This window comes from Maribacter sp. BPC-D8 (assembly GCF_035207705.1).
GTDB lineage: Bacteria > Bacteroidota > Bacteroidia > Flavobacteriales > Flavobacteriaceae > Maribacter.
Genome location: NZ_CP128187.1, coordinates 1,213,802 through 1,237,882 on the forward strand (window position 1 = coordinate 1,213,802; position 24,081 = coordinate 1,237,882).

Below are 24,081 nucleotides of genomic sequence, written 5' to 3' on the forward strand. Positions count from 1 at the left end.
ACTTCAACAAAAATTATCTGTTTAAATAACTGTTAACTGCTGCTGTTCTACTAGTTGCATGTTTATTAAGTTCGTTTATTGCATTTTGAAAATCTGCACTAGAATTCAAAAATGTATACCCTTCATTTTCAGAAGTTGCATAAGGTTCAACCAGTGTCGAATAGCTAGTATATAAAGCTTTAACTGTAGTTTCATTGAAAGCACCTTCAATGACTTCTTGAACATAGGTATCATATTTAGCTTGGTAAACATCATCATTATATAAATATGATATTAATGGCCATTGAGATGCGGTTACATCAGAGAAATCTAGCTCTGGTGAGCCTTGTAGCTTACCATCTTGCAAGGCTTCATTATTATCCCAAGGGATCCACGTCAGTTTACTAGTATCTGGATTGTTATATAGAAAGTAATTGTGTGACATTCTACCATAGGTATCCCAATTTTGAATGATTGTATTGGTCGCCAAATACTTTAAATATACATCTGTGTCGAGTACAGCATCTAAATTTGATCTCCATGTTGCAGCATCTGTTGTTCTTGACGCATCATGTAAAATATTCAATAGGCTTTCTACATCAGAAAAATCGGCATCATCTTCATTAGTCTTTTTTACATACTCATCTTCATCATATGTGCCTGAAGCAAATGTTGCGGCATCGCCATCTGGTTTGTAAAGATTACCATCATCATCAGAAAACTGTTCATCAATAACAGTATCGTCAACTTCTTCAACTAGCGTGTACAGTCCAAAATAAATAGGTCCATCGCCATGATCCACATACAACGTGTAAAATGCTGTGTTAGAAACTGCTAAACCAGCGCTGCGAAACACATCTGCAGCTACTTTTTCGCGAAGCATAGATTTATCATCGTAATTATTTTTAAGACTTAATTTTTTAAATCCGTAAAAACGTTGATTATCAATTTGTGGATAATCCTCTTCAAATTCATCAAAATCTAGTTTAAGCGAAAGTTTTAAATTACCAGATTGCCAAGTAGATTGTAAGCTAGAATTACCTTTAAAACGAACCCCTACCCTATACCATTCGGTACCTTCATAAAAAACTTCTGCTGGCACAAAAATAGGGTCTTCATCAGTTGACGTAGTGCTAACTTGTCCGCCACCTTGGCTAGATCCGCCAAAAGAACCATAAAGAGATGTCATGTTATCTAACATACTATCCCAACGGTCTTCGGTTATAACGATATCAAGACGTTTTACCGCATTATCTTCAAATACCTCTTCAAAATCTGGGTCGGCATCTTTACTGTGTGTTGCCGTGGTCCAATCTGTAGCTTCAAAATCGGTATCGTCAACAGTTGTACTAACTTCTTCCTCTTCTACAATTTCTTCATCATCCTCGTCAGTACTTGTTATCGTGTCATCATCGCTACAAGCAATAAAAACAGAAATAAATAAGAAAAACAACATCTTTTCAATCGGAAAAACAGACTTGATATCTTTATAACTCATGTGTATAATTTTAAGAATTAATGTGATTTAGTTTCTTGATCTCCCTTTTGGCTTTGGTGCATTGTCAAATTCCTCTTCAGAAATGAAACCATCTTCATCAGTATCGATTTCAGAAAAATTATCTTTTAAGGGTCCTTTTACTTCATCTTTAGATAATAGACCATCTTCGTCTTTATCCATCTCTTTTATAAGCTTAGCATACGTAGGTCGTTCTTTTCTTTCTCCTTTAGACTGTGCACTTACGGTAACTGTTCCAAAAGCCACTAACATGGCAAATAATAATCCTGTTTTTAAAGTAATACGTTTCATATGTTTTATTTTTAATGATTAATAATTCGATTACAAAGATGTACGAATCTTCAATACAAGATGAGCGTATTAAGTGATTACCGTTTACTTTTAAGTGAACGGCTTTATAGAAACAATGAACACTTTAATTTGACCATATTATAGCCTTTTTTTCGAAGGTTGTTTGAAATTTTATTCCTTTTATTTGCATCATGAACAGACATAAGAATTTTTTATTTCATGTAGCCCTATGGCTTTTAATTTGGGCAACCGCTTGGATATTTAGCGGTAGGGATTTTCAATTTGTAAATGTAAATGTTATGGCATTGATATGCCAAATAGTAGTTATTGCTATACTTATATACTTTACGATTCCACAATTATTATTAAAGAAGAAATATGTAGCTTTTACTTTGGTTTCGATAGCTACTGTTGTGGTTGTAACACTAGTTTTAACTAATGTTGAACCAGATACCGTACTAGGTTTAGACACACAAATGACTCCCGGTCCAAGACCTGGTCGAGGTTCTAGATTTGAAGACGGAATACATATAGCAGCCAACCGTAGACCACCTTCAAAATTTTTCATTAACCTTCTTTTAATAGCTATCGCTTCTGCAATTGCCACTTTGGTAGAGTTATTTTTATTTGCTCAGCGTAAAGAAGAAGAAATAATTTTAAATAGAAACGAAGCTTTACAGACCGAATTAAAACTGTTGAAATCACAGATCAATCCGCATTTTTTGTTCAATGCCTTGAACAATATTTATGCCTTATCTGCTATTGATTCTACAAGAACACAACAAAGTATAAGCTATTTGTCTGATATGCTTAGGTACGTATTGTATGAATGTGAGCAAGAGATAGTACCACTCTATAAAGAGATAGATTACATTGAAAATTATATTAAGCTGTTTTGTTTAAAAAGTAGTAAAAAATACCCCATAACGACATCATTTTCAATTGAGAATCAAAATGTTCAAATAGTACCTATGTTATTGATTCCTTTTTTGGAAAATGCCTTAAAGCATAGTAATATTGAAAAAGTAACCGGTACTTTTATTAGAATAAAAATTAGTTCTACTAATAGTAGTGTAGATTTTGAATTAGAAAATAGTAAACCAGAATTTAAGGTAATAACCGATGATGTTGGTGGTATTGGTATTGAAAATGTAAAAAAACGATTGGCAATTTTGTATCCTAATCGTCATGAATTAGTAATAAACCAAACCGCTCAAACATTTAAAGTAAATTTAAAACTTCAATTAAATGGCTAGTATCAATTGTGTTGTTGTAGATGATGAAGAATTGGCTAGGGAGCTATTGAAAACTTATATCGAAAAATTAGATTTTTTGAATTTGGTAGGCGAGGCTGAAAATCCATTAGAGGCATTACAATTAATGAAGAATCACCAAGTAGATCTACTGTTTTTAGATATACAAATGCCAGAGATAAAAGGTACTGATTTTGCTAAAATGGTAGATGATACTACCAAAATAATTTTCACCACAGCATACTCTCAATATGCATTAGAAGGCTATGAATTAAATGCTGTAGACTATCTTTTAAAGCCAATAACCTTTGAGCGCTTTGTTACTGCTGTGAATAAGGTAAAGACAACTAATACAATACAAAAGTCTGATTCATTTACTATTAAATCTGGCTATGATTTACATAAGGTAAAATATGAAGATATTCAGTATATCGTAAGCGATAGTGAGTATGTTACCTTCCATATGGCCGATAAGAAAATTATCAGCAATCAACGTTTAAAGGCTTTAGAGCAAGAATTACCTAGTGCAATGTTTATGAGGGTTCATAGATCTTATATTATTAACAAAAGCAGTGTAACGGGACTAAAAGGTAGAGATTTAATGCTATCTGATGTAGTTATACCTGTAAGTGATTCGTACTATGATCGAGTAAAAGATGAATTATTTTAATCGATATTCTTTTCCATTTTTATACTACCCAATAATTCAAAATTTCTGAAATTAACGCAGAGCTTCTAAGTGTCTAATTTTTAGAGGACTAAAGTCGTTACCATTAAATTGTGAATATCTATTGCTTTTTTTGGCTTTACAAACTATGACTAAGAAGTATATTTAGCACCCCAAAATAAAAGGAAATTATGAGTGCAACTTGGTACGAGTGTAAAATAAAATATAGAAAATTAGACGAAGCTTCAGGAATGTTGAAGGTAAAAACCGAACCTTTTTTGGTTGATGCCATTTCTTATACCGAAGCCGAAAGTAGAATTACCGAAGAAATGTCGGTATACATGAGTGATACAGAAGAAATTAAAATCACCAATATTAAGGTGGCTAATTTCGCTGAAATTCATCCGTTCGAAAATTCAGATAGATGGTTTAAATCTAAAGTTTCTTTAATTGCTTTTGATGAAGAAAGTGGTAAAGAACGTAAAACTAATATGTATTTATTAATACAGGCGAACGACGTTAAAGAAGCTTACGATAATACAATTAGTGTAATGAAAGATACTATGGGAGAATACTCTGTACCTTCCATAGCAGAATCACCTATCATGGATGTTTTTCCATATTTCTCAGGTGAAGAAGATGATATGGAACGAGTGGAAAAATTCAAAGTTTTAAAAGATTCAGTTCCAGCAGATGCAGAAGTTATTGAAGAAGATCCAATAGAAGTAGAAACTGAGGCAGAAGCTGAAGTTTAAGTCCTATATTCTCTCGGACTCATACCTTTTAATTTTTTAAAGGTTCTATTAAAATGCGATAGGCTATCAAAGCCACAATCAAAAGCTATAGCCTGTATTAATTTGTCAGAAGTTGATAAATGAATGCAGGCTTGTTCTATTCTAGCCAAATTTAAAAAGGTAATAAAAGAATGACCGACTGCATTTTTAAACCAACGGCAGAAAGATTGTTCTACCATATTAGTTCTATCGGCCATTATAGTTACCGTTAATTTCTTATCTAAATTTTCAAGAATATAACTTGTTACCGATTTAATTTTATTTTGAGTTTTTGAACTTGCCAGATGATGGTGATACGTTGAGGAAGAAAGATAATTTCTGTCATTATCATTATATAAATCATCTAGTATTTCAATTAAAACAGATAGTTGCTGTAGTTTACTTAAAGTATCAAAATCGTTCAATAATTGAAGTGTTTTTTCTGAAGGATTTTTAAATTGAATCCCTCTTTCTGCATCAATGTATAGTTGATGTAACATCTCACATTCTTTGAAAGACTTGAAAATATCTTTTGGAAACTGTATTATAATAGCCTCATGACTAATGTTTTGATTATCAGCTACCGAGGTATAATTATGCGGAAGATTAGCCCCAAGAAGGACTAGGTCATTAACGGTAAAGGGTAAAATGCTGTTACCCACAAATCTAGTGCCTCGACCTTTAATTATAAGGGTAAGCTCCAACTCAGGATGATAATGCCAAAAGGGTTTAAAATTACTTACCTCCAGTTTAAAGAAATGAAATGACTGCTTACTATTCAATAAGCCAATATTTTCTACTACAGGTTTCATATAACTTATGTAAACAATGTTTTAAACTAAATTAAATATTTAATGTTTAGATACACATAGTATTGGTTAAAATATAAAAAGTGATTTGCTTTTATCAATGTTAGTTTTACAGAAATAATATCACGGTTATGCATATAAAAGAATTACTTGATAAGACCTATTCCCTTTCAAAAGATCAAATCGATTTTTATCAAAAACACCGATTTATAAAATTGAAAGATGTTTTTGATAGTAAAACCCTATCCTATTTTAATGATGTAATTTCTAAGAAAGTTATGGAGTTAAATAAGGCGCCTAAGCCCTTAGATAAAAGAGATACATATGGCAAAGCCTTTGTACAATTATTTAATTTATGGAAAGAAGATGATAGCATTAAAACATTTGTATTTTCTAAACGCCTTGCCCAAATAGCTTCAAATTTATTACAAGTCGATGGGGTACGCCTATATCATGATCAGGCTTTATTTAAAGAAGCCGGTGGAGGAATTACGCCTTGGCACGCCGATCAATATTATTGGCCTTTACAAACAGATAAAACTGTTACAACGTGGATACCGTTACAAGGCACACCATTGTCAATGGGTCCGCTTGAATTTAGTGCTGGCAGTCATGAAATTATGGATGGTAGAGATTTATCAATAAGTGATGAGAGTGAAAAAGTAATTCAAAACAGATTGAAAGTAACTGATTTTGAACATGTTATAGAGCCGTTTGATGTTGGTGAGATTAGCTTTCACTCTGGCTGGGTATTTCATCGCGCTGGTGCCAATACTACTAATGAAATGCGAAAAGTTATGACCATAATCTACATGGATAAAGATATGAAACTGCAAGAGCCAGCTAATGCCGGACAACAGAATGATTGGGATACTTGGTGCCCAGGAGTGAAAATAGGTGAAACTATAAATTCTCCGTTAAATCCTATACTATATTAAATGGCTACTATTAAATATTTATATCCGCATTGGGGTAGCGAAAATTTGACAGCGAAAGAATTTATCGAGTTGGTAATATCAAAGGGTTTTGAAGGTATAGAAATAAATCTGCCAAATGATAAAACCTTTGAAAATGAATTATTAGATGAATTACAAAATATAAGAAAACGTAACCCTAGCTTCATAGTTGTCTTGCAACAAGTGTTACCGGTAAAAAAAGAAACGGTTCAAGAATATATTTCAAACGTTTTAAAACAATTGAAAAGAACATTACCATATCAGCCAGATTTTATAAATTCTCATACAGGAAAAGACCATTATTCTTTTGATGAGAATTCTAAAGTAATTGAAGCTATTGAATCCTTTTCTTCAAAACATAAAATTCCTATATATCATGAAATTCATAGAGGGCGCTTTACTTTTCATTCAGCTTCTACCCTAACCTATTTACAAAAATATCCGAAGTTAAAATTAGTGGGCGATTTATCGCATTGGTGCGTAACCTCTGAAAGTATGCTTCAGGACCAAGAGCATGTATTAGAGCAGATTTTTCCACATATAATACATATTCATGCCCGAATAGGTTTTGAGCAATGTCCTCAAGTGAATAATCCTTTTGCACCAGAATGGGAAGCATACTTAGACCAATTTATGACTTGGTGGCAAAGAATTATCAAACAGCATCAAACATTGTCTAATTTTACTATAACCCCAGAGTTTGGACCATTTCCGTATATGCCACAAGCACCTTTTAGTAAAGAACCGCTAGCTAATCAGCTAGAATTAAATATTGAAATGAAAAAATACTTAGAAAGTAAACTTTCTCAAGTATGACACTTTTTTATTCATAGCAGTTTATAGTTTACTGCATTTGTTATTTGTACGATATATCTACAATTTTAAACACACGCTCAACCTTACCTAAGTTTAAGATAGAAGTATCACCAACATGTTTAGATATTAAAACTCGAGCAATCGGCGATAGAAACGAAATTTTACCTTTTGCTATGTTTGCTTCATCAACACCAACGATTTGAAATTGTTGTGGTATTTGAGCATTATCAATTATTACTTTTACTGTTGCACCAAAACGAACCTCGTTCTGAGGTTGTTCATTTAAGGTTACAATTTTTGCGCTTGCAATTCGCTCATTCAGCAACTGTAATTTAGCATTGATTAAATTATTCGCAATACGTCTTTCTTTTTCGTTGTCGTGTTGTAAAGATTCTTTTTCATGTGATAAATCATTTCTTTCTTCCAACAAATTGTCATACCCAATTTTGGTTACATAATTAACCGCTCCGTTAGGTAAATCTGCCCTAGGTGGCACCATCGGTATTTCTTCTTGATCTTCTTCCTTAACAAACCCTCTGCTCATTGTCTATCAATTTTATATAAAATTAATATTTCAAAGTAGGGGTCATTAATGAGATTCAATATATAATTACCCCAATTAATTAAATTTTAAAAAATCATGGAGTTATCAAAATGAATCTTCTAAAGTGAAGCTATATTCTAGTAGTAATATCAATTTTAAGCTTTAAGAATTCAATGAATTATTACTAATGTATTCTATAAACTGAGGTTTGTATTGTTCAGAAACTGTAATACGTTGTTTATTGATAATAATTTGGCTACGCTCAATTACTTCAACATATTTTAGAGATACAATAAAAGATCTATGAACGCGCATGAAGTGCGAACCAGGTAATTCTTCTTCTAAACTTTTGAGACTCATTAAAGTCAATATTGGTTTAGGATTATCTTTCAACCAAATTTTTATATAATCTTTCAATCCTTCGAAATAAAGCACATCGGCAAGTTTAATTCGCAGTTGTTTGTATTCAGATTTTACAAAAAGGAACTCTTTTTCTTCAGATACCACAGTGGTAGAAGCTTTACCCCTAACTAATGAAAAATACTCTAGAGCTTTGTTTGATGCAGTTAAGAATTCTGCATAATCAAATGGTTTTAATAGGTAGTCTAAAGCCTCTACTTTAAAACCTTCTAAAGCATATTGATCAAATGCAGTTGTAAAAATAACTCTAGATTGTTTTGGTAACATTTTTGAAAATTCCAATCCGGTTAAATCGGGCATCTGAATATCTAAAAATAGCAAATCCACTTTTTCGGTATTCAAATATTGCATAGCTTCAATAGCACTATTACACTTCTTCTTTAGTTTTAAATAAGGAGTTTTCTCTACATAGCTTTCTACTAAGTTGACAGCCATTGGCTCATCGTCAACAATCATACAGGTTATTTGAATAGCTTCCATTTTAAGTTTCTATTTTTAAATATACCGAATATACATCATCCTTAAGTTCTTGTTGAAAAAGGTGTTTGTTCGGATACAATAATTCTAATCTCTTTTCTAAATTAGGTAATCCAATACCAGAACCGCTTTTATCAGTTGTTTGCTTAGGAAAGTTGTGGTTTTCAATCTGAAAAATGACACTATTTTCTTTCGTTATCATGTCAATTGAAATCGTACTATTTGTACTGGCAGAAACACCATGTTTAAATGCATTTTCAATTAATGATATGAATAGTAATGGTGAAATTTCAATGTTAGGTTTGCTAATAGGAAAGCTAGATTCGACAATTGTTTTATCGGTTAACCGAAGTTTCATGAGTTCTATATATTTTCTCATGAACTCAATTTCCTTACCTAATGAAACCAGCTCTGTATTGGTTTCATAAAGCAGGTATCTCATAAGTTTACCTAAGCTATGAATGGTTGATTTTGCCTTGTCTGGCGATAAATCGACCAAAGAATAAATATTGTTCAAAGAATTAAAGAAGAAATGCGGTTGTAGTTGGTACCTTAAATGTTGCAACTCTGTCTGTAGCTTAAAGTTTGCTGCCTCTTTACGCTCTGCTTCTGTTCTTACCAACCTTTTGGTTGATTTTATTGCTATTGAAAAAAGCAATGGTGCTGCATAGGATAGCATCTGTACATAGAGAAACAGCTTCAATGGAGGACCAGTTCTACCATTTTCCATAGGTTTTCTAATAAGCTCTTTAAAGAAATTATCCTCTAGCTGTTCTTTTACTAGAATAAAAAGCGAGATCATAATTAAATTAATACCTATAAAAGTCCAGGTTTTTTTGGCAAATAAGAATCTATCAATCAACATTAAAAAATTAGTGTAGAAGATAATAGCATAGAAAAGCATAGGTATAAAGAAATGCGCAATCAACCTATTTAAGTCTTGATCTTCGCTGTACGAAAGAATAAAAGGCATACTAAACAGCACCAACCATATGAGAAGGTGCTGAGCAATCATTATTTTTCTGTTTTTATACATAATCTTTTTATTCGTAACGTAAAGCTGTAATTGGGTCTAATGCCGATGCTTTTCTTGCAGGGTACCAACCAAAGAAGATACCTGTTACGGCACAAACCGCAAATGATACCACAATTGAATATAATGCTACACTTGTAGGCCAAAGTAAGAACTTTTCAATAAACACCGTAGCTGCTAAGCCCAATAATACACCCAGTAACCCTCCGGTAATACTAATTAAAATAGCTTCAATTAAAAACTGCATTAAAATATCAGCTCCTTTGGCACCAACTGCCATTCTAAGACCAATCTCTTTAGTTCTTTCTTTCACGGATACATACATAATATTCATAATACCAATACCACCAATAAGTAAAGATATACTTGCCACGGCAACTAATAATACGGTCAACATTTCGCTTGTTGAGCTAAAAGTAGATATCAATTCTTCCATAGAACGTACTGAAAAATCATCCTCTTCGTTATCCAGTAATTTATGTTCTGTTCTTAAAATTTCAGACACTTGAGTTACAGCTGCAGGAGCATCATCTTCGCTAATAGCCGATGCTATAATCTGGTTTAAGTGATCTATTGCTAGAATACGTTTTTGTACTGTCGTATAAGGAGCTATTACAACATCATCTTGATCTTGACCAAAAGTATTTTCTCCTTTTTCTTCTAATACACCAATTACTTTAAACGGAATATTATTAAAACGAATCATTTGCCCTACCGGTTCTTGTCCATCAGGAAACACATTATCAACCACCGTTTGTCCAATTACTGCCACTTTAGAAGCCGATTTAACCTCAGCATCGGTAAACATACTTCCACTTTGTAAACCAACCACTTTAATGTCTAAATATTCTGGGTTTACACCATAAATTGAAGAAGGCCAGTTGTTAGAACCGTTAATAATTTGTCCATTACCATTAACTACAGGCGTGATGTAACTAATTAAATCGGCTTGCGCTTTAATCTTCTCATAATTAGCCAATGTCAATGTTTGTACATCTCCTCCACTACCTCTTGCTGGACCACTATTGTCTGCACCAGGCTGAATGGTAATCATATTAGATCCCATTGCAGAAATAGTAGTACGAATACTTTCTTTAGATCCTTCACCAATGGCTAGCATTGCAATTACAGAAGCAACGCCAATAATAATACCTAACATTGTTAGCAATGTTCTAGTTGTATTAAGAATGATTGCTTTGAATGCGATTTTAAATAAATTTAATAGCCTCATAATTAATGGTCTTGTTTAGGTAATTTTGCTAACTCAACTGCCGCAGATTGCACATTATGGTTTTGATAATCTTGCATAATCTCTCCATCTTTTAATACGATGGTTCTACTACTAAATGTTGCTATATCTGGTTCATGCGTTACAAAAGCGATAGTAATACCTTGTTCGTTTAGGTCTTGAAAAATCGACATAATTTCGTAAGCCGTTCTTGTGTCTAGATTTCCTGTAGCTTCATCAGCAAGAATCATTACAGGTTTATTAACCAACGATCTTGCAATGGCAACACGTTGTTGTTGTCCTCCAGAAAGTTGCGCTGGCGTGTGATCCATTCTTTCACCCAAACCAACCATTTTTAATGCTTCTATAGCACGTTTTCTTCGTTCTTCAGTAGAAACCTTACTATTGTATAATAATGGTAATTCTACATTTTCTATTGCGGATGTTCTAGCTAAAAGGTTATAAGATTGAAAAATGAATCCTATTTTCTCATTTCTAATTGTAGCCAGTTCATTTCTACTTAAGTCTTTCATACTTACACCATCAATCTCGTAAGTACCAGATGTGGGTTGATCTAAGCAGCCCAATATGTTAAGCATGGTACTTTTTCCAGAACCACTAGAGCCCATGATGGTAACAAATTCGCCTTCCTTAATTGTAAATGAGATACCTCGTAAAGCGCGTACCGTTTCGGCTCCCATGGTAAACTCACGTTTTAAATTTTCTATTTTAATGATTTCTTTAGTCATCGTTCTCTATTTTTTTCTGTTACCGCCTGGTCGTTGTGGCATAAAAGGACTTTCACTTTTTTCCTCAGTTCCAGCTTCCGATTTAGAAACTCCTTTTAAACTGTACACTAATTTATCACCTTCGGAAATGCCACTTAAAATTTGCACATTAACACCATCACTAGCACCAAGTGTTACCATCTTCGGTGTAATTGATCCATCAGTACCTAACACCCAAAGAGCAGTGGCTTCTCTAGATCTTTCGCTATTTTTTGTTTCTAAGTCATGTTGTTGATTGTATGTCGCAAACACCTCTCTTTCTGGTTTGAAATTAATGGCTTTAGCCTCTGCAGTTAATACATCATTCAACTCCAATGTGAAAATTGAAATGGTTGCTGTTAAGCCTGGCTTCAATTTTAAATCTTCATTATCTGCTTTAACGACAACTGTATAAGTTACTACATTTGAAGTCACCGTAGGGTCTAAACGTACTTGTGTTACAATTCCGTTAAAGGTTTCACCAATATATGCATCAACGGTAAACTCAACACGTTGCCCTTCTATTACTTGTCCTATATCTGCTTCATCAACATCTGCTTCTACTTGCATTTCTTTTAAATCTTGTGCAATTGTAAACAATGTCGGTGTACTTAAACTAGCAGCAACTGTTTGTCCTTCATCAATAGCTCTAGATAATACCACTCCATCAATAGGCGAATAAATATTAGCATAGCTCAAATTTGTTTTTGCTGTTTGTAAATCCGATAAACGTTGGGTTACAGTACCTTTTGCAATTTCATAATTGTAGTTCGCATCATCAAAATCAGACTTACTAATCACTTGACTATCGTACAGGGATTTTTGTCGGTCATAAATCGTTTTTGCATAATCTCTTTGGTTTACTGCATTGTCATAAGCAGCTTGGGCTTGTGTTTTTGCAGCATTTAAGTTTGTTTTATCTAATTCTGCAATTAATTGTCCTTCTGTAACTACACTGTTATAATCTACATATATTTTTTCTACAACACCAGAAACTTGCGTTCCTACTTCTACTTGTTCTATCGGTTCTATAGTTCCTGTTGCGGTTACCATTGTGGTTACACTTCCTTTTTTGGCAGTAACAGTTTGTGCTTCTATCACAACAGCGCCTTCTTTATTCATAAAAGTATATCCTACAATAGCGAGCACAATCACTACAATGCTAATGATAATTAATTTTTTATTTTTTTTCATGATCGTTTATATTAAAGTTTAATGTCGTTTCCTTGATAAAATTGTAATAATTGATGGTATAAAATATTTAAGTATTTAGATTGTATGTAATTCTGTTGTGCATTGGTAAATGAATTTTGACTTACAACTAGATCGGTAGTACTTAAATCTCCAAGCTCATACCTCTTTTGCGCAAGGTTATAAGATTGTTCTGCAGCACTCTGTGATGCTTCTGCGGCAACTAATTGCTCTTGAGAAGAAAGTGCAAACTGGTAGGCTATTTCAACCTTTTTAATAACTTCTTTTTCTACTACTTGCTTTTGTATTTCTGCTTTTTCTATATTAAATGCAGCAATTTGTACGGCAGACTTAGTCTTATTTCTATTAAAAATTGGAACACTTAAACTTAAACCAAGTCTCTGGTTGAAATTGACATCTAGTTGGTCATAGAAATTATTATCTCTAATGCTTGTATATCCAGAACCAAGACTACCTGTTAATGATAACGTAGGTAAATAACCTCCTTCAGCTATTTCTAGCTCTTTTTCGTTGATTAAAATATTAGTATTACTAGCCTCTACTTCTGGTAAATACGATAAAGCATTTGTATAGATTGCTTCTTTGTTTAATTCTAGGTATATTAAATCTTGATTTTCATCTACCGTTTCTATTTGTAAATCATCTAATGGTGATAATTCCAACAATTGCTTTAGGTCTATAATGTTAAGCTCGTAATCATTTTTAGCGGCAATAACGTTGTATTTATTGGTAGCTGCTTGACTTTGTGCTTCAGTATAATCGCTTAGTGCAATTGTACCTGCCTCTAACCTAGATTTTGCTCTTAACACTTCTTTTTCTGATGCAGTTAAATTGTTTTCTGCAATTGTGATGCCCTCTTTGCTATATAATGTCTGTAGATATGACTCTAAGATGCTAATAACAATATTGTTTTTAGCCTCTTGCGCCAATAAACTATTTTGCTCTATTAAAAGTTTATTTTGCTTTACTTGATTACTCAATTGATTACCCTGGTAGAGCGTCATAGAACTGTTAACTCCTAAATTGGTACTATGTATCTGATCAGAAACATAATCACTTGTAATAGGGTCAATTGTAGTACCATTAGAAAAATTTTGAGATGCACTACCAAATAGATTAGGTAGCTTGGCTGATTTAGCCGTTTTATAATCTACCTCAGAGATACTTGCGTTTATTTCAGCATTTTTTACAGTGATATTGTTTTCAATGGCATACGAAATACAATCTTCCAAAGACCATATTTTTGATGCTACTTGGGTTTCTACTTCTTGCGAAAAACCAAAATGAGCACATAAAATGCCTGTTATGATTATAATTTGTTTCATTTTAAGCGTGTTTTTAATTAACACTCCAAAAGTGAAACTTTATACTACATTATTAAAAAGTAATAGAAGTCTAGCCTTTTTCTTTATACGGAAAGTGGAATTTTATCGACGAGTATTTTGGGCAATTGCTATCTGAGTAACAATTGCCCAATAATAAATTAGTTAAGTTTTGCCTGTTCTTTAACAGCATTGAATTGCTGTTTTAGGTCTTTTAATCGCTCTACTTCTTCGTTACCAGGTATTTTATCGGCACCGCCAACAATGTATGATAGATACGCTATTTGTGGCACTAGCATTTGCTGCGGATATGCTCCTTCTTCATTCTTTATCGTTTTTAAAACGCTCTCTAAAGATTGCTTTTTATCTCCCGTACTTTTCTTGATTTCTGCTTCTAAATTCGATTGAAATTTTCTCGCTTCTGTCAGTAAATCCAATACTTTGTTTTCAAAAGCTAAATGCTCCGCGATGATGGTTTTATCTATGCCTTCTTCTACTAATCTAGGATCTACAAGAATTTCAAATGGTTGTTCAAATGTTTTTTTTCCAACGGTTAGTTTCGCGGTATAAGTTCCAGGTGGCACCATAGGTCCGTTTTTGTAGCTTCTCGATTCTTTGTCGCTCCAAGCTCCTTTTTGAAGCATATTCCATTGAAATCTATTTAAACCTTTCTTGGTTTCTAGTTTCGTATCAAAGTAGCTGAAAGACATGCTTAGACTCATATCTTCCACTTCTTCTGTAGTAGATTTTACCTTTGTAGAATCACTTATTATAGTAGCTATAGATTGCTTGTTGGCATCTAAAATTTCTAGTTGAACATTGTTTTTGCCATCTTTAGGTAGGTAATAATCAATTAAAACTCCCGTTGTTGGATAATTAGGAAAACCTTTGTCACGTCGCGGAGTTCTGTAACGTATTGTGTTATCTGGTTGAAATAATACAGGTGAATCACTTAAAGTAGCAACATCAGGATTTCTCAACGAAGTAATATTATCCAATACCCAGAAACCACGACCCATGGTACTTAAAATTAAATCTCCTCTATTAATGATAATATCAGTGATCGGAGTTACAGGTAAGTTTTGTTGGAAAGCTTCCCATTGTTGTCCGTCATTAAAAGAAACAAACATTCCGTATTCTGTACCGGCATAAAGAAGTCCCGCTGTTTTAGGGTCTTCACGTAAAACTTTAGCTGTATGATCAGCCGGTATTCCGCTAGTCAATAACTCCCATGTTTTACCATAATCTTCGGTTTTGTAGAAGTACGGAGTAGCATCACCCAATAAATGCCTGTCCACCGATATATATGCTTTCGCGGGATTAAATTGAGAAGGCTCTATAGATTCTACTCTACCTCCTTTTGACATTTTTTTCGGAGTCACGTTCGTCCAAGTTTGACCGCCATCTTGAGTAAGAGAAACTACGCCGTCATTGGAGCCTGTCCAGATTAAGTCCTTTTTAATTTTCGATTCTCGGATGGAATAAATGGTGCTGTAATATTCTTCACCCGTAATATCTCTAGTAATGGGGTTACCAGATATTACCTGCTTATCCGCTTCAAAATCAGTTAAATCAGGAGAAATTGTTTCCCAAATAACTCCATCATTTCTTGTTTTATGTACAAATTGCGAGCCCATATACACCACATCTGGATCGTGAGGAGAAATATGAACGGGAGCTACGCGTTGAAAACGATATTTTAAATCTTTAGGGTTATGTCCATAAATATTAGAAGCACCAATAGAATATTCTCTACCGACACCTGTAATTTTATTGTAAACACTAAATCGTCCTTTACAGTTGTTATAAATGATATTATGATTGCCAGGTTTTGGTATTGACGGTCCGGTTTCACAACCACCAACTTCAATCATAACTTGTGTGCCCTGTGCAGAAGTACCGCTAGGGGCTGAACTTGGTATGGCTATGGTCGTATTATCTTGCTGTGCACCATAGATCCAATAAGGATATTGGTCATCTACTGCAACCTGATATATTTCTGCCGTAGGCTGATTGAATTGTGAAGACCATGTTTTACCACCATTATGCGAAACATTAGCACCACCATCATTACATTGAATCAATAAATCAGGATTATTAGGATTTAACCATATATCATGATTATCACCATGAGGTACTGACATCATTGCCCAGTTCTTACCACCATCTATAGATTTCAATAATGGATTAGCATTAGAATACACAATATCAGGATTGGTTGGGTCTAACTCAATATTAATATAGTAAAATGGTCTATTGACCAAACCTTTATTATTAGATGTCTGTACAAAGGTCTTTCCTTGATCTACAGATTTGTAAACTCCACCTTCATCTCCCGGTGCTTCAATTACGGCATACAGAATACTGGAGTCTACTGCAGAAACCGCTAAATCTATTTTTCCGATCAATCCTTTAGGTAAACCTGTTTCTAGCTTTATCCAATCTTTACCGCCGTTGACAGATTTATAGATTCCACCTTCCTTATTTTCTCCGCCAGATATAATTGTCCAAGGTGTACGTTGCGCTTTCCAAGCGGCTGCGTAGACTACATTGGGGTTACCAGGTAGAAGCTCTAAATCAGCAAACCCGGTTGTGTTAGATATATGTAGCATCTTTTCCCAAGAAACTCCGCCATCAATTGTTTTGTAAATGCCACGTTCTTCATTAGCCTTGAAAGCATCACCAATTGCAGCCACCCAAACCACATTACTGTTCGTAGGGTCAATTTCTACGGCACCAATTTGTCCGGCTTTCGCAAGTCCGATATGGTCCCATGTTTGTCCGGCATCTATAGATTTGTAAACTCCTTTTCCGCTAATGATATTGCTACGTAATCCGTCAGAACCAGTTCCCACATAAACAATATTAGGGTCATTAACAGCTACTTCAATTGCACCAATAGAAGGCGTATCAAAAAATCCGTCAGAAATATTATTCCAAGATGTTCCGTAGTCATCGGTTTTCCATACTCCGGCACCAGAGGCGCCCAAGTAAAAAGTACCAGGTAAAACAGGTGTGCCCGTAACGGTAGTAACACGACCACCTCGCGATGGTCCAATAGTACGATATTCTAATGCTGAAAAATCTTGTGAAAAAAGTGAAGAAGAAATGCATACAAACGATGCAACGGCTAGGTAACGAAAGAACGATTTCATTTAGGTTTGAGTAATAGTTTGGTTAAGACCTAAAGTTACTTAAACCATTACGCAAAACATACGTTCAAGATGATTTTTACGATTTTCTTAATGTAACAATTACATATTGAGATTTGACGTAATCTCGTTATAGAAATTTATGTAATACGCTGTTATGATAGTATAAAATCTACTTGTCAGTATCTTTAAGTTTATCATTTTCCCAAATACCACTTATGACAGAGCCTTCTTTTTTATGAAAAATACCTTTGCCATTTCGCTTGTCATTTTTCCACTGTCCTTTATATTTTTCACCGTTTGGCCAAAAATAAGTTCCTTCACCATTTCGCATGTCATCTTTATAACTGCCAATGTAATATTCCCCATCGGGCCAGTAGAAAGTACCATTGCCTTCGCGTAGGTTGTCTTTCCATTCGCCTTCGTACCTACTACCCGTTTCAAGTACGGCAATACCGGCACCATTTGCTTTGTTGTTTTTTACCTGACCAACATAATGCAAAGCAGTTCCTTTTTTACTACTAAAACTAAGGTATTCACCGAACGATTTATTATTAAGTTGCTTACGCATATTACTTAACTGCACACGTGCTTTCTCTAATGCAAAATTCAGAGAATCGATACTTCTAATTTCACTTTGATTAACTGGTGCAATGGCAATAGAATCGATAGAAATCTCTTCATTTACTTTTTCAGAGTTACTTTTTATATCATTCTGCATTAGCTTTTGAGCTAACGCGATACGTAAGGGAATAACCGAATTCAACTCTTCGTGATTTTCAAGAGTTGTGTTATAAGATTCAATAGCTTTATTATAATCACCTTTCATTAAAACAGAGTCGATGGCTACTAATTCTTTATTACCTGTTACAAGAACATTTAACTCCTCTTTTGCCTTACTACTATTCCCTATTTCATTTTCAAGCGTGCTTGACTTGATACCAAAATAAATTGCCAATACAGATATGATGGCTAACAGACCGTACAATGTTACATCTCTTTTTTTCATAGTGTTTGTTTGCTCTATGGTATTAATCTGTTAAGTGAATTTCTGGAAGTTTGTTTTTTACCTTTCTGAAATCTGGGGAAAAATACACGTGAAAACGCATTGCCCAACTCTGTTTGTAATATCCGCCATTGGTCAAATCTTGACCTTGAGAATACATGGCACCAGCTGCAACCGTTAATCTTGGTGTAAGAATATAACCTAAGGTAGTGGTTAATCGTAAATCTTCCATCGGGCTTGCAACAACGGCTTTTCCACTTTGCATAATTAATTCAGCCTCTGGTGCAACGTAAAATGTCTTAGGTTTTAGCTTATGATTGTTCAACGGAATTTTCATTCTAAACATATACCTCCATCGGTTTCTAAAAATGTATTCACTATTCTCCACAAAACTTTGGGTCCAACGGTGTTCAATACGAATACGGTGATAAATCATCATACTAGCCAATGACTGTGCAAATTGATACTGATGCCAAATACGCCATTCAGGTACTAAATTACGGTCTGTAGAAGCCTCATCCGTATTGAAGTTTAAACGCAATACTCCGCCTAAACGAACATTAAAATATTTTGAGTGTATATACCCAATGGCATGTCTATTATAAACCTGTGCAACCTGACCAAAAAATGGTGTAGCTTCCGTTTCCTCTAATCTTAAATGCGTTTGTGCATCCCAAAATAAGCGTTTACTTATTCTAATATTACCGTAAGTATTGATCCAGGTTTTGGTGCCTAAATCTTTATACTTCGAATATTCTGGTAATTCTACTGCTTCTTTCTCTTGTGCTAATCCTTGAAAAACAAAGGCAAAAAGCATTAAAAATGAAATCTTTACGATATGTGTACGAAACGTTTTCATAGGCTATTGCTTTGTAGTGTTTTGTACATTCAACATCTCTAATACGGTAACAGGATCTTTTTCCTTTTTGAGCTTTCGTTCCAGCTTTTTGGTGTCTTGATCTTTTAGTTCTAGCACCTTTTTGTACGTAGCCGTAATAGTGTTGTTTAAATCTTCAATAATGTCACACGATAAGTGTTGTTCTATTTCAGCTAAGAAGTAGGGTTCTAAAATTTTGGAATAAGCTGAAGTGATTTTCTTTTTAATATCCTCATCCATTAAAGTTGCCATAAACGGATTCCAAATTCGGTCGGTATAACTTTCTTCTATGGTGGTTTTGTATGCCGGCATTTGCGAAACCGTACTTGACAACTCGTTTAAATTGTCAAGACATTTAACGGTACTTCTAGCAGCAATTAACCTGTTTTGAGCAGATTTTACTTTTGAGTAATCGTTTAGCGTTGTGTTTGCAAATGATTTAATTTGTTGTAAAGAATTGGCATATTTTAATGGAATACTATCATTTGTGGCTATAATAAAAGAGACTAATGAATCGTTTTGCAATATGATTTCCTCTTCTAAACTAGCTAACTCATTCTGTCGTTTTTCTTGAGCCAGCGTTTCTTTTACTTCATTGGCAATTGCTAGAATACCGTCATAACCCATTTTAGCAACAGCTTCAATATTTTCGATATTTGAATTTGAAGACTTAGTTAAGGAAGTTGTTGGAATAGTATATGATTTGGATGAAGAAACACTATCAACTTGTATCTCTATATCCATTTCAGATTTTGGCATTCCATTTGCAAAAACGTGATTGACCAGTTGCTCTTGCGATGTATATTCTAGGATACCCAAAGAATCATAACTTACTATTTCTTGAATCGGTTTAAGATAATTTTCCTTTAACTGAAGCACTGTATTATACTGATATGCTGTATTGGTATCAGATAATCTTAGAATATTCAATTGTGAATTGTGTAGTATAGATTCACTTAATTCATTTGCTTTTTTATAATAGGATACGATGCTATCAACCTTTCGAATTTGTGAAGAATCTAAGGGGTAATAAGGTACCTTAACTTTAAATTCTGGAAGAAATTCTGACTTGCCGAGTTCTGATAATATACCATCAACCTCTTGGTAACGTGCTGCATTTTGCTTTAAAAGTTCGGGTAGACTATTATGATGCAGGATGTCAACATCAACTTGTGAAAGTTGAATTTCTAAAGCCTTAATATAACCTGCATCAAGATTAATAACCCTTGTTTCTCCACTATAGCCTTTGTATGCTTGTATGGTTTTATGGTCATTATCATCATCTACTCTAATAGATTGAAGTATACCATCTTTAAAATACCAGCTTTCAGATTGGTCCATTCCGTTTGAAGGGAACAATGACCACTCATCATGCGCCAAACCATCTCGTAGAAATCTACCTACTAGCGTATAGTTTTCATTATTAATACTGAAATTTTGTTGTGGTACGCCGTTATCAAAAGAAACGACACTTTTAAATAGGGTGCTTGATATTTCAGAGTTTTCAATCTGTTCTTCTAAAATGGTCCATTTACCATTGGGTTTGCCCATTTTTATTTTTCCGGCGGCAGATTTCTGAATTCCGCTAACCAATACCCGATATTGGTAATCTATGACCTCAGACTGACTCTTAGAATTGAACTCTCCGAATTGAAATTTCCATGGTCCATTAGCGGTACCGTCAACGAAAGCACCTTTAAATTGAAAGGAGTAATCTTGCTTCTCTAAAAGTTCTTGAAGATTTGAACGCAGTACCGTAAAATCCCCATCAAGAACAGTGTCGTTCTCAACAAGTTTATAAGAGTACGTTGCTTTACCGTTATACTTACCTATTTGTAAAGGTCCGTTATACGTTTGCGTTTCTTGAGCATTCATCGGAATAGAAATTCCGACAACTATAAATACAAGAAATTGTAGTAATGGTTTGATAGTTAGCCTAATCATGCCGCAAAAAAACGAAAATAGATTCAGACTAGTAAATAAGAACAGTAAGAGTTTTAACTTTTTATTAAATGTTTCTAAACAATTAAGAATGCAGCAACAAAATGCACATATTCTAAGAATAATACATCTACCAATCTATTGGAAAATAGTCTTTTAAGAATTTCCCACACCAATGTTTGCCCGTATTAATACCATCAAATAAAGGATCCATTACACGAGCAGCACCATCAACAATATCTAAAGGAGGTTGAAAATCGTGAACTTCTTGTTTCTTTTTAGCTAATTCAGCAGGATCTTCATCAGTAACCCAACCGGTATCAACGGCATTCATAAAAATTCCGTCTTTAGCCAATTCACCTGAAGCAGTATGCGTCAACATATTTAATGCAGCTTTCGCCATATTAGTATGTGGATGACGAGATTCTTTGAAGAAACGGTGGAATTTACCTTCCATCGCCGTAACGTTAATAATATGCTTTTGACCTGTATTCTCTTTCTTCATCAACTCTGCCAAACGGTTGCATAACACGAAAGGTGCTACGGAATTAACTAACTGAACCTCAATCATTTCGGTAGTTTCTATCTCGCCTAGCTTTAAGCGCCAACTATTCGTTTTACGTAAATCAACCTGTTGTAAATCGGCATCCAATTCCCCCGTAGGGAAAACCTCTTGGGCAACCAAAGCATTATCAAAACTATACGGAATTTGAGACAGCTTTGCAGAAGCTCTTAAACCAATACCAGGTTCTGGTCCATGCCAAGTAACGGGCATATTTTGGTTTGGTGACGCTTTATTACTGAACGATTTCAATTCATCTAAACAACTTTCATGGTCACTTAAAACCATTTGAGCAAATTTCGGCAATGAAGCGAACTCACGTTCTTCATTCTCCATTAAGTGATGGTAGAAACCTGCAGGTCTACGTACTGTTTGTGCAGCGTTATTAATAAGAATATCTAATTTATCGTATTGCTGCTCAATAAAATTACAGAAGATTTCAACACTAGGTATATGACGTAAATCTAAACCGTGTATTTTAAGTCGGTGCCCCCACTCCATAAAATCTTCCTCTTTAGAAAAACGAAGTGCAGAATCTACAGGAAAACGTGTGGTTGCAATCACAGTTGCTCCACCACGAAGAAGCATTAACGTAATATGGTATCCAATTTTTAAACGAGATCCGGTAATTACCGCAACTTGACCTTTTACATTGGCATTCTGAAATCTTTTCGCGTAATTGAAATCACCACAATCGGTACACATGGTATCGTAGAAGTGATGCAGTTTAGTAAATTCCGCTTTACAAACGTAGCAATTACGGGGTGTTGTTAGTTCTGGTAAATCTTTACTGGCTAATTCTGCAGCAGGTAATAATTTCGGAGCAACAAACACATGAGCTTCGCGAGCGCTTCTTATACCCGTTTCTTTACGAGCATGCTTATCGCGAACTGCTTGCTTTCTTTTTTCGTTACGTTTGGCATCCTTTACCCTTTTAGCGAACTCTTGCTTGTTAGGGCGAGATAATTGACCAGCAACTTTAATTAAGGCAATTCTTCTGTCTTCAGGAATTTCAAATATTTGATTGGTATCAGTTACCAAACGATTTAAAATTTCAATACAACTTTCAATCTCGGTTAAATCGATTTCAGTTTCGTTCTCGTGTTGTTTATCCTTCATCATACTACCTTAAAAAGGGCAAAAATACTAACTATGATTAAAGTACGGTAATACGCACTTTTTTCTTTTTTAATCGGGAGTTGTTTAACTCGTTTACAAGTTTATCTGATTTGCTTTTAGCCACAGCTACAAAAGCGCAATCTTGTTTTAGTTCAATGTCTCCCAATTCTTCTCTGTTCAAACCACCTTGTTTGAAGAAAAGTCCGGCAATATCACCTTTAGATATTTTATCTTTTCTGCCACCAGAAATAAATAACGTTTCCCAAAAAGGGTCCCCTAACCTATTGGTTTTACCGATGCCAATTGGCTTTGAATTTGAAATAAATCCAGGTAACGATTCTTGATCCCATTTTATAACATAGGCGGTACCTGTTGCATTTACACGAGCAGTTCTACCATTACGATGCGTAAACTCTTCAATACGTTGCGGTAATTCGTAATGAATGATGAAATTTAATTCAGGAATATCAATACCTCTACCGGCTAAATCAGTTGCAACTAAAATACGACTGCTACCATTTCTAAATTTAATTAAAGCACGTTCGCGGTCTTTCTGTTCCATACCACCAGAAAAGCACTCATGCAGAATATGTTTCTGACTTAGAAACGAACTAACAGTATCAATACTATCTTTTAAATTACAAAAGATAATACCTGGTTCTTCACCAATATATTTTAAAAGTTGAACTAATGTTTTCAACTTATCTTTTTCTTCAGAGATAACGGTACTTATCGTAAGTTTTGATGGTGTATCTTTCTTAAGATAATTGATTCTTCTAGGGTTTTCCATTCCCACAAACTTGGGAATTTTAACAGCCTCGGTTGCAGAAGTAAGAATACGTTTTTTAAGATTTGGTAATTCGGCAAGAATTTCAGTCATCTCCTCTTCAAATCCGACTTCTAAAGACTTATCGAATTCGTCAAGAATTAAAGTTTTAATATGCTCTTTGGTAAAACGATCTGCCATAAAATGGTCAAGAATTCTACCAGGCGTTCCGACTAAAATTGCAGGTGTATGTTTTAGCTCTATCTTATCTTTAGACATTGCCCTACCACCATAAATGGCATTCACTTTAAAACCAGTACCCATATTACGAATAACCTGTTCTATCTGAATAGCCAATTCGCGAGAAGGAACTAAGATTAATACCTGAACTTCAGGATTGTCATGGTCCATAAATTCTAAAACCGGTAGAAGAAAAGCTAATGTTTTTCCTGTACCGGTCGGAGAAAGTAAAATGGTATTATTCGATGATGAGATAGCATCTAACGCACTCTCTTGCATCGGATTTAACGCATCAATATTCAATTTTGATAAAATCTCTTTTTGATTTTTCATGCGTCTTTAATATCCATTAATT

Annotated in this window: 21 protein-coding genes; 5 read left to right on the plus strand and 16 right to left on the minus strand. The window is 34.3% G+C overall.

Translation table 11 applies throughout. From position 1 onward, the window contains the following. Window positions 1-13: 13 nt before the first annotated feature. Together QSV08_RS05475 and QSV08_RS05480 are read right to left on the minus strand one after the other, a co-directional pair. Entirely contained in the window at window positions 14-1,477 is a 1,464-nt protein-coding gene (locus QSV08_RS05475) for a CotH kinase family protein (protein WP_324027293.1), read from the minus strand. Window positions 1,478-1,504: 27 nt separating this feature from the next. Next, complete coding sequence (locus tag QSV08_RS05480) at window positions 1,505-1,786, minus strand: EF-hand domain-containing protein (protein ID WP_324027295.1); 282 nt, start codon at window positions 1,784-1,786, stop codon at window positions 1,505-1,507. A gap of 191 nt (window positions 1,787-1,977) precedes the next feature. Between QSV08_RS05480 and QSV08_RS05485 the strand changes: the two genes are divergently transcribed. The 3 genes from QSV08_RS05485 to QSV08_RS05495 all read left to right on the plus strand — a co-directional run bounded on the left by QSV08_RS05485 (window position 1,978) and on the right by QSV08_RS05495 (window position 4,461). Beyond that, window positions 1,978-3,042 carry a sensor histidine kinase gene (locus tag QSV08_RS05485; RefSeq protein WP_324027296.1) on the plus strand — a complete coding sequence of 355 codons (1,065 nt, stop codon included), beginning with the start codon at window positions 1,978-1,980 and terminating at the stop codon, window positions 3,040-3,042. Next, a complete protein-coding gene (locus QSV08_RS05490) occupies window positions 3,035-3,709 on the plus strand; it encodes a LytR/AlgR family response regulator transcription factor (RefSeq protein ID WP_324027298.1) in 675 nt (224 codons plus the stop codon). Before QSV08_RS05485 ends, QSV08_RS05490 begins: the two co-directional genes overlap by 8 nt. A gap of 188 nt (window positions 3,710-3,897) precedes the next feature. After that, the gene (locus QSV08_RS05495) at window positions 3,898-4,461 is read left to right on the plus strand and encodes a DUF4494 domain-containing protein (protein WP_324027299.1); all 564 of its coding nucleotides are present in this window, start codon (window positions 3,898-3,900) and stop codon (window positions 4,459-4,461) included. On the opposite strand, the gene QSV08_RS05500 is transcribed toward QSV08_RS05495, so the two are convergent. Next, entirely contained in the window at window positions 4,458-5,291 is an 834-nt protein-coding gene (locus QSV08_RS05500) for an AraC family transcriptional regulator (protein ID WP_324027301.1), read from the minus strand. The genes QSV08_RS05495 and QSV08_RS05500 overlap by 4 nt on opposite strands. Window positions 5,292-5,419: 128 nt before the next feature. Here QSV08_RS05500 and QSV08_RS05505 point away from each other — a divergent pair, with 128 nt between their 5' ends. Both QSV08_RS05505 and QSV08_RS05510 read left to right on the plus strand, forming a co-directional pair. Further along, window positions 5,420-6,226 carry a phytanoyl-CoA dioxygenase family protein gene (locus QSV08_RS05505; RefSeq protein WP_324027302.1) on the plus strand — a complete coding sequence of 269 codons (807 nt, stop codon included), beginning with the start codon at window positions 5,420-5,422 and terminating at the stop codon, window positions 6,224-6,226. Further along, window positions 6,227-7,060 (plus strand): sugar phosphate isomerase/epimerase, encoded by an 834-nt coding sequence (locus tag QSV08_RS05510; protein WP_324027303.1) that lies wholly within the window; start codon window positions 6,227-6,229, stop codon window positions 7,058-7,060. A gap of 40 nt (window positions 7,061-7,100) precedes the next feature. Here the strand turns inward: QSV08_RS05510 and QSV08_RS05515 are convergent, their stop codons facing one another. The 13 genes from QSV08_RS05515 to QSV08_RS05575 all read right to left on the minus strand — a co-directional run bounded on the left by QSV08_RS05515 (window position 7,101) and on the right by QSV08_RS05575 (window position 24,059). After that, window positions 7,101-7,604, minus strand: coding sequence for a GreA/GreB family elongation factor (locus tag QSV08_RS05515; protein WP_324027304.1), 504 nt, complete (start codon window positions 7,602-7,604; stop codon window positions 7,101-7,103). A 162-nt stretch (window positions 7,605-7,766) separates the two neighbouring features. Beyond that, window positions 7,767-8,504, minus strand: a complete 738-nt coding sequence (locus QSV08_RS05520; RefSeq protein ID WP_324027306.1) for a LytR/AlgR family response regulator transcription factor — start codon at window positions 8,502-8,504, stop codon at window positions 7,767-7,769. 1 nt (window position 8,505) lies between these two features. Beyond that, complete coding sequence (locus QSV08_RS05525) at window positions 8,506-9,516, minus strand: sensor histidine kinase (protein ID WP_324027308.1); 1,011 nt, start codon at window positions 9,514-9,516, stop codon at window positions 8,506-8,508. A gap of 28 nt (window positions 9,517-9,544) precedes the next feature. Beyond that, entirely contained in the window at window positions 9,545-10,765 is a 1,221-nt protein-coding gene (locus tag QSV08_RS05530) for an ABC transporter permease (RefSeq protein WP_324027310.1), read from the minus strand. Between the two features lie 2 nt (window positions 10,766-10,767). Next, on the minus strand, window positions 10,768-11,511 hold the full coding sequence (locus QSV08_RS05535) for an ABC transporter ATP-binding protein (RefSeq protein WP_324027311.1): 744 nt from the start codon (window positions 11,509-11,511) through the stop codon (window positions 10,768-10,770). A gap of 6 nt (window positions 11,512-11,517) precedes the next feature. Further along, window positions 11,518-12,723, minus strand: coding sequence for an efflux RND transporter periplasmic adaptor subunit (locus tag QSV08_RS05540; RefSeq protein WP_324027312.1), 1,206 nt, complete (start codon window positions 12,721-12,723; stop codon window positions 11,518-11,520). An 11-nt stretch (window positions 12,724-12,734) separates the two neighbouring features. Then, complete coding sequence (locus QSV08_RS05545) at window positions 12,735-14,066, minus strand: TolC family protein (protein WP_324027314.1); 1,332 nt, start codon at window positions 14,064-14,066, stop codon at window positions 12,735-12,737. A 158-nt stretch (window positions 14,067-14,224) separates the two neighbouring features. Continuing rightward, window positions 14,225-17,218: a WD40/YVTN/BNR-like repeat-containing protein gene (locus tag QSV08_RS05550; protein ID WP_324027316.1), complete on the minus strand. Its 2,994-nt coding sequence runs from the start codon at window positions 17,216-17,218 to the stop codon at window positions 14,225-14,227. Window positions 17,219-17,387: 169 nt separating this feature from the next. Next, window positions 17,388-18,224: an MORN repeat-containing protein gene (locus QSV08_RS05555; RefSeq protein WP_324027318.1), complete on the minus strand. Its 837-nt coding sequence runs from the start codon at window positions 18,222-18,224 to the stop codon at window positions 17,388-17,390. Between the two features lie 22 nt (window positions 18,225-18,246). Then, window positions 18,247-19,080, minus strand: coding sequence for a DUF2490 domain-containing protein (locus QSV08_RS05560; protein WP_324027320.1), 834 nt, complete (start codon window positions 19,078-19,080; stop codon window positions 18,247-18,249). 3 nt (window positions 19,081-19,083) lie between these two features. Further along, window positions 19,084-21,042, minus strand: a complete 1,959-nt coding sequence (locus tag QSV08_RS05565; RefSeq protein ID WP_324027322.1) for a hypothetical protein — start codon at window positions 21,040-21,042, stop codon at window positions 19,084-19,086. Window positions 21,043-21,169: 127 nt separating this feature from the next. Next, window positions 21,170-22,720 (minus strand): SDR family oxidoreductase, encoded by a 1,551-nt coding sequence (locus tag QSV08_RS05570; protein ID WP_324028353.1) that lies wholly within the window; start codon window positions 22,718-22,720, stop codon window positions 21,170-21,172. A gap of 37 nt (window positions 22,721-22,757) precedes the next feature. Further along, window positions 22,758-24,059 (minus strand): DEAD/DEAH box helicase, encoded by a 1,302-nt coding sequence (locus tag QSV08_RS05575; protein WP_324027324.1) that lies wholly within the window; start codon window positions 24,057-24,059, stop codon window positions 22,758-22,760. Window positions 24,060-24,081 lie beyond the last annotated feature (22 nt).